Source organism: Flavobacterium phycosphaerae, from assembly GCF_010119235.1.
Lineage (GTDB): Bacteria > Bacteroidota > Bacteroidia > Flavobacteriales > Flavobacteriaceae > Flavobacterium > Flavobacterium phycosphaerae.
In genome coordinates this window covers 163582-181881 of sequence record NZ_JAAATZ010000001.1, presented here as the reverse complement: position 1 = coordinate 181881, position 18300 = coordinate 163582, and the positions used below count along the sequence as shown (strand labels likewise).

Sequence of the window (18300 nt, the reverse complement as noted above, 5' to 3'; positions counted from 1 at the left end):
CTAATTTCAAAAAACGTACATTTGTTTAGCTACGAATCCTTTTACTTTTCAAATAAAATCATATGTTCAAATTTACAGCCATTAGCCAACTACTTCTCGTTTTTATGTTTTTGGGGATAACGGTTTGTACTGCTCAAAATAGTAACATCGATTCGTTGAAGCAGGTTATCAATAGCCGCGCCAATGATACATCCAAGATAAGGGCGTTCAGTCTTCTTTTGATTAATATTTCCAACACTTCAAAAGAATACGAGTACTATAACGAAAAGATGAAAGCCACAGCGCTTCACTCCATAAATGATAAAAAAAGCAACGAAGCGATTAAGGAAAAAGCCTATGACGCCTTAGCGGTTTATTATGTAAATAAGGCTTACCAGACTATGCAAACCGATTACCTGGTTACCATTAAAAACCTTCACAAAAGTTTAGAATATTTCAATCCAAAGTATTTTGTGTCCGACAAATATATCGGCGGAAGAGCTTATGTGCTGATGAGCCTTGGAGTGATGTATAATAAGATTGGAAACACCAAGCAATCCATCAATAACTATTTTGAAGCCTTACATATTTTTGAAAAAGAAAAGCATAAAAGTTCCATTTCCTACGCGCTGCAAAGCATAGCCAATTTGTATAACGAGCAAAAGAAGTACAATGAAGCATTACAATATTATATCAAAGCCTACAACATCTATTACAAGACAGAAGAGCTGAGTTTTCAAGACAATGTTCAGAAGGTTTTGCTGTTCATCAGTATTGCCAAGTGCCAGCAGGAATTGAACCATTGTGATTCGTCGGCCAATTATTTAAACAGAGGTTTGGCGTTGGCCTTACAACTGAATGACAAAGACGTTTTATCTGAAATCTATTTTAATTTGGGACAAAATGCAGAAAAATGCAATAACAACCTTGACTCGGCATTAGCCGAATACAGAAAGAGTTTGCTCAATAGCAGTTTACCCGAAAACAATGCTAAATCTTTTATAGCTATCGGAAGTGTTTTGGGTAAACAAAAAAAGAATGTGGAAGCCGAAATTAACCTGAAAAACGGTTTGACTTTTGCTCAAAAAATCAATCATCTCGAATTTCAAAAACAAGCTTTAGAAAACTTATATCGTTTATACAAACAGCAAAAACAATTCGCCAAAGCCATTGAAATCGGCGAATCCTATGCTATGATAAAAGATAGCATTAAAAAGGAAGAGAACGATAACACACTTAGCAAAAAGCAATTGCAGTACGAATACGAAACCAAGCAAAGTCAGCTTAAGTTACAACAAGAACGAAAACTAAATGCGGTTAAATTAGCCAATCAAAAGAAAAATGCCTTCAAAAACAATTTGCTTATCGGTCTGTCCTTCGTGTTATTTTTGTTTTTTGCTATTGGTTATTTCTTGAACAAAAGCAACAAGCAAAAACAAGCTATTGCCAATTTTGAAAAAAATGAACTCAATCAAAAGCTACTGTTAAGCCAAATGAATCCTCATTTTATTTTTAATTCTATCGATAATATTCAGAGTCTTATTTTTAACAAACAAGACAAAGAAGCGGTCAATTATTTGACTAAGTTTTCAAAATTAACCCGTCAAATTCTCGAAAATTCTAATGAAAACTATATTTCGCTAAGCGAAGAACTGACCATGATTGATAATTATTTGGTCATTCAGCAATTGTTGTATAATAATAAGTTTGATTTTGATATTGAAGTGGATGAAACACTGGATTCCGAAAGTATTTTGCTGCCACCCATGCTGACACAGCCATTCATCGAAAATGCCATCAAGCACGGATTGAAAAATACCATAGAGAAGGGACAAATCAACATCAGTTTCAAATTTGAGAACGAAAAACTGCTTTTTGAAATCACGGATAGCGGAGTGGGTTTTAGTCATGAAGAAACGGTCAATCATAAATCATTGGCTATGAAAATCACCAAAGAACGATTGGTCAATATTTCAAAGAAAACCGATTTTGAAGTGCAAACCGAAAACCGGCTTGACGACCAAAAAAATATAATTGGCGCCAAAGTATTTTTTGAGATACCTTATATTTACGAAAATTAAACCGCCTATGTTACGAGCTGTTGTTATTGATGATATCGATGCTATTCGCATAAAAAATGTCGAGATTATAAAATTGAATTGTCCTAATATTGCTATTATTGGTCAGGCTGACAGCGTAGAAAGCGGCGTGAATTTAATCAAACAAATAATCCCTGATATTGTATTTCTGGATGTGGAAATGGCTGACGGTACCGGTTTTGACTTGCTTCAAAAACTAAAACCAATTACTTTCAAAGTGATTTTTATAACCGGTTTCGAAGACTTTGCTATTCGGGCTTTCCGCTTCAGCGCAATCGATTATTTACTGAAACCTTTAGATCCTGATGATTTGGTTGAGGCCGTCAGAAAAGCGGAAGAAGCACTTACCAAAGATGTAATGGAGCTCAAACTGAACACCTTGTTTTCCAATTTAGAACGTCCTAAAAACCTCCAAAAACTGGTTTTAAAAACGGCTGAAAAATATATTCGGTCAATATTCAGGATATTGTAAACTGCGAATCCGAGAAAAATTATACCACTTTTTATTTTATCAATGCCCCAAAATTGGTCGTTTCTACTACCTTAAAAGAATATGAAACCCTGCTTAAACCGTTTCAGTTTTTCAGAGCACACCAGTCGCATTTAATCAATATGGGCTATTTTGATCACTTTATTAAATCAGATGGTGGCAATACCATTGTGATGAAAAATAAAAGTACTATCCCGTTATCCACCCGAAAAAAAGAAGAATTTTTAGCGCTCATTGATACGCTTTAGGCCTATTGCTTAAAACGAATTTTCTACCATAGTCAGCAAACTTTCAGGCATGACTATCGAACTTTCATTTGCCTATTTTCAGCATTTTTTAATCTATACTTTTGATTCTATAAATTTTTAAATAGATAAAAATGAGAAAGTCAATACTGCTTTTTGTGGCTCTTTTTGCCAGTCAGTTGCATGCGCAAATTAAACTTAAAATCAACGACAAATTAGTTTCAGAAACAACAATCACAAAAATCGAAGAAATTAACAAAATAGAAGTTGCTTTTGATAAATTCAAAAGTCTCGACTATTATGGTTTAGGCAGATTATATTTATTCGTTCAACTATTGGATGAGGAGGGAAAATCTTGCGGTGATTATGTAATAACCAAAGATGGGTCAAATGCTATTAAATTCTTTTTAGAAGATACTAATACTTTTTACAATATTACAACGGATAAAAACCCAAGAACTGACTTTTCTTCTTATGACAGTAGAGGTGCCGTTTCACTCACCGACAAACTTGAAAATATGGTTAAATATAGAGATAAATCAAGAATGGTTAAAATTTCAATATCATTAAGTTATCGTGACAAAATCGGCTATGAAAAATATGGTGATACCGTATTTCTAATCAAACCTCAAATGTTTACGATAGATAATACCTATTTATTTAACGAAGGACAAAAGAAAAAAGCCGAGGAAAAAATAGCCAGCGATGCTAAAAAAGCCGAAGACGACAAAAAAGCCGAGGAGGCTAAAAAGCAGCGGAAGAAGAAGAGAAAAAGGGCAAAGGAAAAAAACTACTCAAGAAAGTACTAGGCTGGTAATTTTTATAAACTTAGAAAACAATTTTAATTATGAGAAAAAAATCAATTTTTATGACAATGGCAGTAACAGCAATGCTTTTTGCTTCATGTGCCGACAAAACAAACAAAGCTGAAAATAGTGTAACCACTGCTGACACTACACAAGTAGCTCCTGAAAAAGAAGTAGCTCCTGAATCGACTGCCTCAGTAGTAGGGGTTTGGAAACTATCGGCTATCGATTTAGATATGGTAGCTCCAAAAGGAAAAGAGCAGGCGCTGGAAGACATGAAGAAAAAAATGATTGCCGAAACGGTTTATACTTTTAATGATGACGGTACCATGACTTTCAAAAACTCAATGGTAAAGGAAACTCCGGCAACTTACACTTTTGAGGACAACAAAATCACCATGACCGACAATAAATCCAAAAAGTCCGAAACGGTTGCGGTTGATGAATTAACAGCCAATAAACTGGTGGTATCCAGTGAGCAAAACGGCAAAAAAACCGTAATGACATTTTCAAAATAAATAAAAAGGTTAATTGCAATGCTAAACCACTAACGAAAGTTGGTGGTTTTTTGTTAGGAGCTGTTTCCGGCTGTCCACTATATCTTTTGTGCCGAACACCGGCACAAAAGGATGCCGTTCCCATCCGGGCTAGGGCTATAAGGTTTCCATAATTTTTTTCAAAAAAAGAAACTTTCCCAAAACCAAACAGCAAGGGTTGGCGTAAATGGCAATATAACTTTTAAAACACATCATTATGAAAACCGGAAATTTTTTAAGAACTGCCTGTCTTGCCCTGACTCTGTTTGTAGGAACTGCCACTTTTGCCCAAAAAGAAAAAACTGTAAAGGTAGGAGGAGCCCCAATGTACCCTTCTAAAAACATTATTGAAAACGCGGTAAATTCTAAAGACCATACCACTTTAGTAGCCGCTGTAAAAGCTGCTGACTTAGTAGGTACCCTGCAAGGAAAAGGGCCTTTCACCGTTTTTGCTCCTACGAATGCCGCTTTTGATAAATTGCCAAAGGGAACAGTAGAAACTTTACTAAAACCCGAAAACAAAAAAACACTGCAAACTATTTTGACCTACCATGTAGTAGCCGGCAAAATGAACGCTTCGGATATTGCGGCAGCTATAAAAAAGGGAAATGGGAAAGCTACGCTTAACACTGTAAGTGGTGGCACCCTTACCGCTTGGATGAAAGGCAAAGCCCTGTACATAACAGATGAAAACGGAAAAAGCGCCAAAGTAACCATTGCGGATGTTAACCAATCTAACGGGGTGATTCATGTAATTGATGCCGTAGTAACACCAAAATCATAACGATACTTACTGTACTTCGAAATACATTTTGTACTAGAAAGCCCCGATAATTCGGGGCTTTTTTATTTGTTGTTGAGTTTTGAGTAAAGTTAGGAATAATTATAAACTGCGGTTTGGCCTTTGCTAAATTTGACCTTTATAATTGGGGTCAAAATCTACCATCCATTCAATGCCGTATTTGTCTCTAAACATGCCAAAGTAAGAACCCCATGGACTGACAGCTATAGGCATTTCAACTTGTCCGCCTGCAGAAAGACCGTTAAATAATTTGTCGGCTTCTTCTTTGCTTTCTGTACTGATTGAGATTTTGCTTCGGTTTTCATTTTCGTTGGTTCGACCCATACTTTCAGGAACATCATTAGCCATTAAAATGTTTGGACCAATGGATAAAGCAATGTGCATTATTTTATTAGCTTCATTTTCGGCTATAGGGAATTCATCACTGGCCAAGTCTTTGAACCGCATGATTTTTAAGAACTCTCCACCAAATACAGATTTGTAAAAATTGAACGCTTCTTCGGCATTGCCATTAAAATTAATATGTGGATTGATAAGTGCCATACTTTTTATTTTTAAGTTGTTTTTTATTTCTTAGGGTAACTGTTGTTGTACCAACAGGGAATAAAAATTACTAAACAGTTTTTGGTTCTTCATCATTCTTTTTGCTGTAATGTTTAATAGCTAAAACCGATACGGTCAAAAAGGGAATGGTGGAAATAATTATTTTATAGTTTAAACTCAATAGGCCAATGACCAACATAAATACTAATAACAAACCTAAGCCCACTATGCTTATGTAGGTAAGAGTTTTGCCGGGTGTCTTTTGAAATAATGTTATTAATAAAATTATCTGACTCAACAGTGGCAATACTGTAAAGGGATGGAGTGTTGTTAGTGGAGCCGTAAATAATTTGGAAAGGATTTCACCTTCGGCTTGAAAAAGAAACGAATGGCTATTTTTACCCCACTCTAAATAGCCCAAAAGCGAGCTGATAATCAAAAGAGAATTAAAAATTTTACTTTTCATTTCGTCTGTCGGTTCTTGATTGCGATTAGATGTAAAGATAAATAAATTTCTTTTTCAATTTTCCTGTTATCATTAGCGAGAAAACTATTCTAATATCGATTTGAAACACTCAAATTTTAACATTTCTGTTTCAACTTACCTCAAAAAACATTTTTTGCAACACTTTTTGTTGCAAAGTTTTCCTTTTTTACACTTTTGAAACAGAAATGTTAAAAAAAATCCCCTGCGGCGGCAGAGGACTTTTGATATACTATGATTATTTTTATGATCTCAAACTGGCACCCAATTCACTTTCCATATTCTTTTGCAACTTGCTCATGATTTTGTCAATCTGCTCATCGGTCAGGGTTTTAGTGGTGTCTTGCAGCGTGAAACTCACGGCATACGACTTCTTACCTTCCGGCAGGTTTTTACCTTGGTACACGTCAAACAAACTCACTTCTTTTAAAAGCGATTTTTCCGTTTGGCGGGCAATGCTGTAAATAGCATCAAATGCCACCGCTTCATCTACCAAAAGCGCTAAATCTCTTCTCACTTCCGGGTATTTAGGAATGTCGGTAAATTTGATTTTGGTGGATAATAATTTCAAAATCAGGTTCCAGTTAAAATCAGCATAAAACACTTCCTGCTTGATGTCAAAGTGTTTCAGGATCGATTTTTTCACGGTTCCAAATTCTACCAAAGTATCATTTCCGCAGGCAATAGCCAATCCTTCGGCAAATACATCCGAAGTTACCGGTTTGTTTTGGGTTTTGCATACGCCCAAACGCTCTAATATACTGCTTACATACCCTTTAAATAAAAAGAAATCGGTTGGTTTTTGTGCCAATGTCCAGCTTTCTTCACTTCTGTTTCCCGAAACGAATAAAGTCAAATGCTTAGGCTCATCATAACCCGAAGGCAATTTGTGATACGTTTTCCCGAATTCAAATAACTTCAAATCCCCGTTTCTGCGGTTGATGTTATAAGACACAGCCTCTAAACCGGAGAACAACAACGACTGACGCATAGCCGATAAGTCATTGCTCAGCGGATTCAGCATCATTACATTGTATTCTTCTTTCAACTGTTCGGATAACTTCACATAATCGGGTGTGGTCAGCGAATTGGCCATCATTTCGTGAAAACCGTTGGCATTCAACTGAGCCGCAATGATGTTTTGTATTTTATAATCTTCGGTACGAGCCGAGTTGGCTACCGTAGCATTCAGTTTTTTGGTAAAATTGATATTGTTATATCCGTATACTCGCAGGATTTCCTCAATCACATCCACTTCGCGTTGCACGTCTACACGGTAAGACGGAATAATTAATCCCAAACCGGCATCAGAAACCGTAGTTACTTTAATGTCTAAAGAAGCCAATATTTTCTTGATGGTTTCTTTTGGTAATTCTTGTCCGATAAGTTTGGTGGTTTTATCAAAGTTCAGGAATACACGGAAATCTTCGATAGCTTTCGGATAAATATCAATGATGTCTGAAGTGATTTCGCCACCGGCTACTTCTTTAATTAAAAGAGCCGCACGCTTCAGCGCAAACTCAGTAATGTTAGGATCAATACCTCTTTCAAAACGGAACGACGCATCGGTATTCAACGCATGACGTTTAGCCGTTTTACGAACAGCAATCGGGTTGAAATAGGCGCTTTCCAAGAAAATAGAATTGGTAGTTTCAGTAACTCCTGAGCCTTTACCTCCAAAAACACCGGCCATACACAACGGTCCTTTTTCGTCACAAATCATCAAGTCTTCTTCGTGCAAGGTTCTTTCTACATCGTCAAGGGTAGTGAACTTGGTTCCGGCAGGTACTGTTTTTACAGTAATTTTCCCGGTGATTTTAGCCGCATCAAAAGCATGTAGCGGTTGTCCTAAATCGTGTAAGATATAATTGGTAACGTCAACAATATTATTTTTTGGCGTAAGTCCTATGGCTTTCAATCGGTTTTGCAACCAGTCCGGTGAAGGCTTTACCGTAAGTCCGGAAAGGGTAACACCGCAATATCTTGGAGCAAGCTTGTTGTCTTTAACATCTACATCAATCTTCAAGGTTCTTTTGTCAATTCGGAACGTACTTACCGAAGGCGTAATCAACTCGATGTTGCTGTTTTTTTGCAACAAACTGGCACGCAAATCACGCGCTACACCATAATGCGACATGGCATCGGCACGGTTAGGTGTTAGTCCAATTTCAAAAATTTCGTCATTTTCTATGTTGAAAACTTTGGCACAAGGCGTACCCGGTTTCAATTTTTCATCCAATACCATAATGCCTTCGTGGCTGGTACCAAGTCCTAACTCATCTTCGGCGCAAATCATTCCGTGGCTTTCCTGTCCGCGGATTTTTCCTTTCTTGATTTCAAATTCTACCCCTTCTTTATCAAACAGTTTAGTTCCGATAGTGGCAACGGGTACTTTTTGTCCGGCGGCTACATTGGCAGCCCCGCAAACTATTTGCACCGGAGCGCCTTCGCCCAAATCAACGGTAGTTACTTTTAAACGGTCTGCATCCGGATGTTTTTCGCAAGTCAATACGTGACCTACAACCACACCTTCTAATCCGCCGCGCACGGATTGGTATTTTTCCACCACTTCCACTTCCAGTCCTAAATCGGTAAGAATGGCCGAAGTTTCCTCTGATTTTAAATCTATTTTAATGAATTGTTTTAACCAATTGTAAGAGATTCTCATGTATCGTTCTTTAAGGCTGCAAATATAGGGATTACAGTTTTTAGATTAAAAATTATTTTGTCCCAAAAAGGAAGGTCATAACTCATTTTTCGATTGCAGGATTGCTGATTTTTTACCGCTATTTTTTGAGTAACCTTAATTAAGCACCGTTAAAATTTTCATATTACTACTATTGTGCTATAAATTGCCCGAATTGTGCTATTCCGGGTTTAGGATTGAAATTACATTTGATAAAATCAAAAAAAGATAATTATGAGTAATTTAATTCAAAGACCCACATTCAAAGATAAGTATGATAATTATATAGGCGGAAAGTTTGTACCGCCGGCCTCCGGGCAATACTTTGATGTGGTTTCTCCGGTAGACGGAAAAGTGTTTACCAAAGCGGCCCATTCCAACAAAGAAGATTTAACTTTAGCAGTTGATGCAGCCCATGAAGCTTTCAAAACTTGGGGCAAAGTTTCGGTAACCGACAGAAGCAATATGCTAATCAAAATAGCGCAGGTTATGGAAGATAATTTAGCCTATTTGGCTGCTGCAGAAACCATAGATAACGGTAAAGCCGTTCGGGAAACCTTGGCTGCCGATTTGCCTTTGGCTATTGATCACTTTCGTTATTTTGCCGGAGTAATCCGTGCCGAAGAAGGGTCGGTAAGCGAGTTGGATGAGACTACGGTTTCATTAATTGTTCACGAACCTATCGGGGTGATTGCCCAAATCATTCCATGGAACTTCCCATTACTAATGGCTGTTTGGAAATTGGCACCGGCTTTGGCCGCAGGAAATTGCGTAGTCCTAAAACCGGCAGAGAATACCCCGATTTCCATCATGATTTTAATGGAATTGATAGGTGATATTATTCCGGCCGGTGTGATAAATGTAGTCAATGGTTTCGGTTCTGAATTAGGGAGAGCTTTGGTGACCAATCCAAAAGTAGCTAAAGCAGCTTTCACCGGTTCGACCGCTACGGGAAGAATGGTAATGCAATACGCTACCGAGAATATCGTTCCGGTAACTTTAGAGTTAGGCGGAAAATCACCGAATATTTTCTTCCCTTCAGTGATGGATGCCGATGATGAGTTTTTAGACAAAGCCATTGAAGGAGCCGTATTGTACTGTTTGAATCAAGGGGAAGTTTGTACTTGTCCGTCGCGTTTATTAGTGCATGAAGATATCTATGATAAATTTATTGCAAGAGTAATCGAACGTGTGGCTGCGGTAAAAACCGGAGACCCGCTCGACCCAACCGTAATGATGGGAGCACAGGCTTCGAAAGTACAGAAAGACAAAATTATGTCGTACATCAATTTAGGAAAAGAAGAAGGAGCAGAGTTGTTAATTGGTGGCGATGAAAATAAACTAGGCGGTGACTTGGACAACGGTTACTATATTAAACCAACCGTTTTCAAAGGAACGAACAAGATGAGAATCTTCCAGGAAGAAATCTTCGGACCGGTATTGGCCGTGACTACTTTCAAAACTACCGAGGAAGCCATCGAAATTGCCAATGATACTTTATATGGTTTAGGGGCCGGTGTTTGGACACGAGATGCCCACGAATTGTATCAGGTACCAAGAGCCATTCATGCGGGTAGAGTATGGGTAAACAGCTATCATGCTTATCCTGCGGGAGCACCGTTTGGAGGGTATAAACAATCCGGTATCGGTAGAGAAAATCACAAAATGATGTTGGCGCATTACCGCCAGACTAAAAACATGTTGATTTCGTATAACAAAAATAAATTAGGGTTCTTTTAATTGTGTGAAACAATTGGTTAGTATACACCGCAGATTGGCTTTCACAGGTCAATTTGCGGTTTGTTTATTCTTAAAACAAACAATATGAAACGATTGGCAGTAACGGATAATGCTTTGGCTGTAGTACAAATGCTCAAAGAAAAATTTGGTGATTTGATGTTTTATCAAGCAGGCGGTTGTTGCGAAGGAACCCAGCCTCAGTGCTTTGAAAAGGGTGGTTTCTTTCTGAGAACCGATGATGTGTGCATTGGTCAGGTAGCCGGATTTGATTTTTGGCTCGATAAAGATTTATTCGAATACTGGAAGATGGCTCATTTCACTTTAGATGTGATGGAGGGTATAGGTGCAGGAGGATTTTCTTTGGAAACCCCTTATGGCAAAACGTTTATCATTAATTACCGCTTGTTTACCCCTGAAGAGTTAGAACAACTCGAACCGGTAAATTACAATCGCTACGATTAGTGCGAACTGAAGTTCATCAACTGGTATTGTTTGGGTGTAACGCCTTCGTACTTTTTGAACAGTCGGATGAAATAATTGCAGTCTTCAAATCCACTGGCATACGACACTTCATTGACATGTATGTTCGGATTGCTGAGTAGTTTTTTGGCGTATTTTATCTTTTCGTTTAAGATGTATTCAATAGGACTCATGCCCAATTCTCTTTTAAAATAGCGGTAAAACGAAGTGGTACTCATACAGGCTTTATCGCTCAAGTCTTTTAAACTTATAGTCTCGCGGATGTTCTTTTTGATGTATTCCAGCGTAGGTGATATAGGACTATTGTTGTCAATGTATTTTTCGTTTTCAAAGCGTTTGGCACTTTGCGTTTGAATGATACGGATGATTAATTCTTGCAAAGTCAAATCGGCAATGGCATCCTTGGTGATGGAGTCGCCCATACACTCTTTGATGAGTTTGTTGATGGTGCCTGCCAATTCTACATTGTTGTAAAAAAAGTAATTCTCGTGGTCTAATTTCCACAAGTTGCTTTTGCCTTCTTTTGGGTATTTTTCATTCAAAAAATCTAACGTATCCGTAATAATTTTATGGTCTATGGCTAAGGCAATACATTGTGTTGGGTTTTCTTTGGTAGCTTCCGGAAAATCAATTTTCATTTCTACATTCGATGGCACAATTACGGTTTCACCGGGTAAGTATTCAAACTGCGGTTCTTCAAAAAGATGCATGATTTTTTTTCCGCGTAGCATGCTTGTTACCACCAAGTCGTTAAACTTCAACGGCACGAGGTCTGATTTCTGATAGGTTTCAAAAATGTTCAGCTCGCAATGGTCTAAGGAAAAAATGGTACGGTTTTCTACCAAAGTCTTGAGTGACTTTTCGTGAGTAAGTGCCGGTTTGTTTAATAAAATTTTGGAGGCCATAAAAAAACAATCGAACTACTAAAGTAGCACATAAAACTACACTATTTCAAAAAGGGTTTCAAATAATTGCTAATTAAGTATACTTATAAGAGTTCTTCCACATGCTTCTTGATGTTGGAAGCTATTTTGGCTGTAGGCAAATCATTAGCATCACCACCAAAAGGATCTTCAATTTCTTCGGCAATTAGTTCTAAAGAAGCCAATACATAAAAGATAAACACCACTACCGGCGCTACATAATAACCCAAACTAAAGGAATACCCAAAAGGCAATGTCATAACATAAAAGAAAATGAACTTTTTGATAAAAGCACTGTAAGAGTAGGGAATAGGCGTGTTTTTGATGCGCTCACAAGCCCCGCATATTTCGGTCAGCGATTGGATTTCGGCATTCAGAATTATTAATTGGTCGCCCGAAATTTTCTTTTCAAGATACAACTCATTTATTCGCGCAAACATTTTTTTGGCTACCTGATTTGGTTTGTGTTTGTGGTGGTCAATTGCTAAATCAACATCGTCAAACAACTGCTGACTGATTTCGGAGTTGTTCAAATGTTTGTGTAGTATGACAGCATAATGAGGAATGAGTTTTCTGAAAAAACTTCTGTCTTTCTCATCTTCCAAAATCACGGCCAATTTAATAGCTAAGTTGCGACTGTTGTTAACTAAGCTTCCCCATTGTCGTCTGCCTTCCCACCAACGATCATAAGCGGTGTTGGTTCTGAATACTAATAATAACGAAATGACAAAACCCAACATTCCATGCATGATGGTGATGTTTTTAATATAACTGTTTTCAGCTACTTTCCAAAATTCCACTTCCAAATAACCAATAAGCGCAGCATAAAAGCCAATGGCAATCATGATTGGGAAAAGCGTACGAAACGTATCGGCTTTGTGAAAACGAAAAATAAAAGTAAACCAGTCTTTGGTATTATAGGAAATCATTTTTCAGAATTAGATAGCGTCAAAAATACATTAAAAACTCAAATTCCCGGCCAATTCTTTTAGACTGATTTCAGAAAGTTTGGCCTGAAACTGCGCATTGGTATAACGCACTTTAGCAGTAATATAATTGAGTTGTGCCGTTCTGAATTCAATTGGCGTAATGGTTCCGATTCGGAATTTCTCCAAAGTGATATCCAGATTCTGCTTGGCAATGCCTTCGTTTTTTTCTTCTAATTGTACCAGTTCCAAGTTGGTTAAATAGGTTTGGTAACTGCTTTCCAATTGCCCGTTCAAAGTCGCCGTTTGTTGCTCGATGGCAATTTTGGAGTTTTCCAGTTCAAGTTGGGCAATCTTCTCGGTACGTTTTTGGGCAAAGCCGTCAAAAAGATTCAGGCTGGCACTGAAACCATAATTCAATCCACGGGAATAAGAGGAAGAAGTGAATCCCAAACTGGATTGACTTTCTGAAAAATTATATCCGGTATTCACTTTTACCGTAGGGTAGCGGTTGGCTTTGACTTGCTTCAATTGTAGTTCGGCTACTTTTTTATTGATAATTTGAGCTTCGAGTTCCGGATTTTGTTTGGTAGCTAAATCGGTTAAAGTTGGTAATAACAATCCTTTATCTACCACAATAACCTCTGCCACTTTGAAATCGGTTTTGACATCTCGCGCTAACAATTGATTCAAAAGAATTTTAGTATTGCCCAACAATTCCTTTTGTTTTAAAAGTGCGGTTTGGTCGGTATTCAAATCTACCTGAGCATTCAAAACTTCCAATTTAGAGGCCTTGCCAATGCTGAACCGGTTTTGTGCCACGGTCAACCGTTGGTTAGAAATTACGATTGAACTGTCTAAAGCCGCTAACTGTTGCTGTTGTTGTACTAAATCAAAATAAGTAGTGTTGACATCACTTATTTTGGTAATGATGGTCAATTTGGTTTTGGCATCGCCTAGTTTTTTTAACTCCTCTAACTGACTTTTTTTGGCAAACATTTTAAAGCCGTCAAATACCGTCCAGTCTAAGCTTACGCCATAAGTAAGGCTATTGTTTTTGGCGTTATTCAATTCGGTTTTAGTACCATCCTGACGGGTTTGTGAACTGTTTTGAATGCTGTTGTTGTCAGCAATATTGGCGGTGAGTTTGGGTAACATTCCGGCATTACCCGCGGTGGCATTGGCTTCATCCATTTTTTGATTGTTCGACGCTATGCGAATGTCAAAATTATTTTCCAAAGCAATTTTCACTGCCTCTTCAAGTGTTAGTACTTGTTGAGCCTTGGTTTTGGGCACAATGACCAACAATAGGATGACAAGATATAGTGATTTCATTTTCATAGTCAATTATTTTTCTAATGCTTCTATATTGTCAAATTCCGGGCGGTGTTTCTTTTGTTTTGACCACATCAAATAGAAAGACGGAATCACAAATAAAGTCAATACCAAAGAGAAAATAGTACCACCCACAATTACAACTCCCATTCCGATTCGACTGGTAGCAGCAGCTCCTAAAGATAAAGCGATAGGCAGTGCTCCTAAAGCAATGGCTAAACTCGTCATTAATATAGGGCGAAGTCGGGCTTCCGAAGCCTGAATAATAGCATCATATTTAGATAAACCTTGTTCTCGGAGTTGGTTGGCAAATTCAACTATAAGAATTCCGTTCTTGGTCACCAAACCAATTAACATTACGGTTCCTATCTGACTGAAGATATTCCACGTTTGACCAAACAACCATAACGAAAATAAGGCTCCCGCTACAGCCATTGGTACCGTTAAGATAATAATAAACGGATCAATAAAACTTTCAAATTGTGCCGATAAGATTAGATAAATTAATAGTAAAGCCAACCCAAAGGCAAACATGGTATTAGAACTGCTCTCCACAAAATCACGGGACTCTCCGCCCAAATCGGTGGTAAAAGTGGAATCTAAGACTTTCGCTTTGATTTCATCCATGGCGTCAATACCGTCACTGATGCTTTTGCCCGTCGCTAATCCGGCAGAAACGGTTGCCGACATATACCGATTGTTATGATACAACTGCGGCGGATTGCTTTGTTCGTCTACTTTCACGACGTTGTCTAACTGAATTAATTCGCCTTTGTTGTTTTTAACAAACATGGACGTTAAGTCCAGAGGCTCGTCGCGGTCTTTTTTGTCAAATTGCCCAATGACTTGGTATTGTTTTCCGTTGCGCATGAAATACCCAAAACGTTGTCCGCTCAAAGAGAGTTGCAGGGTTTGTGCCACATCTAAAACCGATACGCCTAAACTCTCCGCTTTTTCTCTGTCGATAGTCACATTAATTTCAGGTTTGTTGAATTTCAAGTTGACATCTACATTGGAAAAGGTTTCATTCTGATTGGCTAAATCCATAAACTCCGGAATCTTTTCGCGTAGTTTTTCAAAATTAGGAGCCTGAATGATATACTGAATTGGCAAGCCACCTCTTTTGTTTACAGCAATAGTAGGTTGTTCTGAAACGGTTACTTTGGCTTGGGAATATTTTTTCGTCCATTTGGTGAAAGCCTCAGCCACTTCTTTTTGCGACTTTTCACGGTCTTCCGGATTTTTCAAAGCCAAGCGTACTCTACCACTGTTTACCGAAGCTGAAGCAAAACCGGGAGCGGTAATCACCAAAGCAATTTTTTTCTCCGGAATAGAATCATCAATTAACTTTGACAAATCCTGCATGAAGCGATCGGTGTAATCATACGTTGAGCCTTCAGGTGTGGTAACTCCTACAATAATCAAACTTCTGTCATCATAAGGAGCCGTTTCTTTGGGGATAATTTTGAAAAACAAAACAATCAGTCCGATACAAACGATAACGATAGGAAAGCTTAGCCATTTCTTTTGCATAAAGTTTTCCAAAGCGGTGGCGTAGCCTTTGTTTAAACCTTCAAAATAAGGTTCGGTAAAAGTGTAAAACTTGGTTTTCTTTTGTTCGCCTCCTTTCATTAAATAGGCATTTAACATTGGGGTAAGTGTCAGTGAAACAAAAGCTGAAATCAATACGGCAGCACCAATGACGACTCCAAATTCTCTAAAAAGTCTTCCAACAAAACCTTCTAAAAAGATAATCGGTAAAAATACCGCAGCAAGTGTTATGGAAATGGAAATTACAGCAAAGAAAATCTCGTTAGAACCTTTAATCGCCGCTTCAATGGGTGTCATGCCTTGCTCTACTTTCTTGAAGATATTTTCGGTAACTACAATTCCGTCATCCACAACTAATCCTGTGGCTAAAACAATCGCTAGCAGTGTTAGTACATTTACGGAGAATCCGCATAAATACATAATGAAAAAAGTAGCAATCAAGGATACCGGTATATCAATCAGCGGACGGAAAGCAATAGCCCAATCCCTGAAAAACAAATAGATAATCAGGATAACCAAAAAAATGGAAATCAATAAGGTTTCCGCTACTTCGACTACTGATTTTTTGATGAAAAGCGTATTGTCTAAAGCAACATTGAGTTTAATGTCTTTGGGTAAATCTTTTTTAAACGAATCAAATTGTTTGTAAAATTGGTCCGCAATATCCAAATAATTAGTTCCCGGTTGCGGAATAATGGCGAGTCCGACCATCGGCTGTCCGTTGGCTTTTAGCTGGGTTTCCAGATTCTCGGCGTCTAATATGGCGTGACCAATATCGCTCAATCGAACTACCTTGTCACCGTTGGCTATGATAATAATGTTGTTGAATTCCTCTGCTTTAGAAAGATTCCCCATGGTTTTCACCGTAAGCTCTGTGTTAGCACCGGTTAGTTTTCCGGAAGGCAATTCTACGTTTTGTTTTTCTAATGCAGTGCGCACATCTGAAACGGTAACGCCATAGGAAGACAACTTCACGGGGTCAATCCAAATGCGCATGGAGTAGCGTTTTTGTCCCCAAATCTGAACGCTGCTGACACCCGGTATGGTTTGTAACCGTTCGGCAATAACGTTCTCGGCATAATCACTTAAGTCTAAAGCATTCTTAGTGTCGCTTTGAACGGTCATGGTTATAATCGGGTCAGAATCGGCATCAGCTTTTGATACCACGGGTGGCGCATCAATATCCTGAGGCAAACTTCTAACGGCTTGCGACACTTTATCTCTTACATCATTGGCGGCTTCTTCTAAGTTTTTTTCGAGTTTGAATTCGATGGTAATATTGCTCGAACCCTGATTACTGGAAGAAGTGATGTTTCTGATGCCGTCAATGGAGTTGATGGCTTTTTCTAAAGGTTCGGTAATTTGGGACTCAATAATATCAGCATTGGCACCGGTATAATTGGTTCGTACCGAAATCTGAGCCGGGTCAATCGAAGGAAACTCACGCACCCCCAAATAGCTGTAGCCTATAATTCCGAAAAGAATAATGGTCAGATTAATGACAATCGTAAAAACCGGCCGTTTGATGCTTAAGGTAGATAAACTCATAATTTAGTTATTGAAGTTTACTTGATTTTTACTTTGATATCGGCTTCATCTTTTAATGACATCATCCCCGAAGTCAGCAAAGTATCTCCGGCTTTTAATCCGGAAGTGATGACTACGTCTTTATCGGTTCGTGCCAATGTTTCTACTTTTATTTCTTTGGCTTTGCCGTTGTTGGCAATGAATACTTTTTTACCATCTTGCACCGGAACAATAGCTTCGGTCGGAATAATGATGGCGTCTTTGATATTACGCAAAGGAAGCTCAATAGTAGCGAACGTCCCAGGCAATAATTTGCCATTACCATTTTCGGTTAAAGCTCTTATTTTTAAAGTTCTGGTGGCTAATTCAATACCCGGTTCCAAAGCATAAATTTTGGCATTGAATTTTTCGGTCATATTCGGAACTGTAAAGGTAATTTGAGAACCTTTTACAATCTCCGAAGCGTATTTTTCCGGAATCGAAAAGGTGATTTTTAGCGGATTGGTATTGACTAAATTGGCAATCAAAGTGGCGGGTGTTACATAAGTCCCCGGGGAAATGGTTCTTAGTCCAATTTTACCCGAAAAAGGGGCTCGGATAGAAGTTTTACCAATTTGCGCCTGAATTAATTGGGTTTGTGCTTTGGCCGTTCGGTAATCCGCGCTGGCTATGTCGTATTCTTCTTGACTGATGGCTTCTTTTTGCAATAATAACTTGGCTCTTCTTTCGTTTTCCGAAGCTAAACTTTCTTTGGTTTTGGCTTGTGCCAATTGGGCTCTAAGTTCTATATCATTGACTTTAAGTAATATTTGCCCTTTACTCACCTGACTGCCTTCGGAAAAAGAAATACGTTCGACAATACCTGAAACTTCACTGTGAATTTCAATTTGTTCATTGGCTTCAATAGAACCGGATAACGAAATGGTATTCGAGAAATCCTGAGTTTTTACGACCATGCCACTAACCGCAACCGGCGGCTTTTTGCCTGACTTGTCGTTTCCTTTTTCGTTTTCTTCTTTGTTTTTGGTGATGCGGTAAACAATCATGCCGCCAAGGGCTATAACCAGCAGAGTAATAATTAGGTGTTTTAATTTCATAGAAATTGCGGTGTGGAGTTTCTGGTACAAAACTACTTCTTACCAATGGAA

The 18300-nt window shown here is 38.3% G+C and carries 16 protein-coding genes; 8 read left to right on the top strand and 8 right to left on the bottom strand.

The window, feature by feature from the left end:
- Positions 1-62 precede the first annotated feature (62 nt).
- From GUU89_RS00830 to GUU89_RS00805, 6 genes are all read left to right on the top strand, one after another.
- The gene (locus GUU89_RS00830) at positions 63-2060 is read left to right on the top strand and encodes a tetratricopeptide repeat-containing sensor histidine kinase (RefSeq protein ID WP_162126169.1); all 1998 of its coding nucleotides are present in this window, start codon (positions 63-65) and stop codon (positions 2058-2060) included.
- Positions 2061-2067: 7 nt separating this feature from the next.
- A complete protein-coding gene (locus GUU89_RS00825; protein WP_162126168.1) occupies positions 2068-2550 on the top strand; it encodes a LytR/AlgR family response regulator transcription factor in 483 nt (160 codons plus the stop codon).
- Complete coding sequence (locus GUU89_RS00820; protein WP_162128595.1) at positions 2520-2816, top strand: LytR/AlgR family response regulator transcription factor; 297 nt, start codon at positions 2520-2522, stop codon at positions 2814-2816. The genes GUU89_RS00825 and GUU89_RS00820 overlap by 31 nt, the downstream gene beginning before the upstream one ends.
- 131 nt (positions 2817-2947) lie before the next feature.
- Positions 2948-3622: a hypothetical protein gene (locus GUU89_RS00815; RefSeq protein ID WP_162126167.1), complete on the top strand. Its 675-nt coding sequence runs from the start codon at positions 2948-2950 to the stop codon at positions 3620-3622.
- A gap of 38 nt (positions 3623-3660) precedes the next feature.
- A complete protein-coding gene (locus tag GUU89_RS00810; protein WP_162126166.1) occupies positions 3661-4137 on the top strand; it encodes a lipocalin-like domain-containing protein in 477 nt (158 codons plus the stop codon).
- Between the two features lie 235 nt (positions 4138-4372).
- Positions 4373-4939: a fasciclin domain-containing protein gene (locus GUU89_RS00805; protein WP_162126165.1), complete on the top strand. Its 567-nt coding sequence runs from the start codon at positions 4373-4375 to the stop codon at positions 4937-4939.
- A gap of 123 nt (positions 4940-5062) precedes the next feature.
- Here the strand turns inward: GUU89_RS00805 and GUU89_RS00800 are convergent, their stop codons facing one another.
- The 3 genes from GUU89_RS00800 to pheT form a co-directional block, all read right to left on the bottom strand.
- Entirely contained in the window at positions 5063-5500 is a 438-nt protein-coding gene (locus GUU89_RS00800; RefSeq protein ID WP_162126164.1) for a VOC family protein, read from the bottom strand.
- A gap of 70 nt (positions 5501-5570) precedes the next feature.
- Positions 5571-5966, bottom strand: coding sequence for a hypothetical protein (locus tag GUU89_RS00795; RefSeq protein WP_162126163.1), 396 nt, complete (start codon positions 5964-5966; stop codon positions 5571-5573).
- Between the two features lie 262 nt (positions 5967-6228).
- Positions 6229-8652: a phenylalanine--tRNA ligase subunit beta gene (gene pheT / locus GUU89_RS00790; protein ID WP_162126162.1), complete on the bottom strand. Its 2424-nt coding sequence runs from the start codon at positions 8650-8652 to the stop codon at positions 6229-6231.
- A 252-nt stretch (positions 8653-8904) separates the two neighbouring features.
- Here pheT and GUU89_RS00785 point away from each other — a divergent pair, with 252 nt between their 5' ends.
- Entirely contained in the window at positions 8905-10410 is a 1506-nt protein-coding gene (locus GUU89_RS00785; protein ID WP_162126161.1) for an aldehyde dehydrogenase family protein, read from the top strand.
- Between the two features lie 84 nt (positions 10411-10494).
- Positions 10495-10872, top strand: coding sequence for a DUF779 domain-containing protein (locus GUU89_RS00780; protein WP_162126160.1), 378 nt, complete (start codon positions 10495-10497; stop codon positions 10870-10872).
- On the opposite strand, the gene GUU89_RS00775 is transcribed toward GUU89_RS00780, so the two are convergent.
- From GUU89_RS00775 to GUU89_RS00755, 5 genes are all read right to left on the bottom strand, one after another.
- Positions 10869-11795 carry an AraC family transcriptional regulator gene (locus tag GUU89_RS00775; protein ID WP_162126159.1) on the bottom strand — a complete coding sequence of 309 codons (927 nt, stop codon included), beginning with the start codon at positions 11793-11795 and terminating at the stop codon, positions 10869-10871. The genes GUU89_RS00780 and GUU89_RS00775 overlap by 4 nt on opposite strands.
- 83 nt (positions 11796-11878) lie before the next feature.
- Complete coding sequence (locus GUU89_RS00770) at positions 11879-12742, bottom strand: bestrophin family protein (protein ID WP_162126158.1); 864 nt, start codon at positions 12740-12742, stop codon at positions 11879-11881.
- Positions 12743-12772: 30 nt separating this feature from the next.
- Positions 12773-14080, bottom strand: coding sequence for a TolC family protein (locus tag GUU89_RS00765; RefSeq protein ID WP_162126157.1), 1308 nt, complete (start codon positions 14078-14080; stop codon positions 12773-12775).
- Positions 14081-14086: 6 nt separating this feature from the next.
- Positions 14087-17173 carry an efflux RND transporter permease subunit gene (locus tag GUU89_RS00760; protein ID WP_162126156.1) on the bottom strand — a complete coding sequence of 1029 codons (3087 nt, stop codon included), beginning with the start codon at positions 17171-17173 and terminating at the stop codon, positions 14087-14089.
- Positions 17174-17190: 17 nt separating this feature from the next.
- A complete protein-coding gene (locus GUU89_RS00755) occupies positions 17191-18249 on the bottom strand; it encodes an efflux RND transporter periplasmic adaptor subunit (RefSeq protein ID WP_162126155.1) in 1059 nt (352 codons plus the stop codon).
- Positions 18250-18300 lie beyond the last annotated feature (51 nt).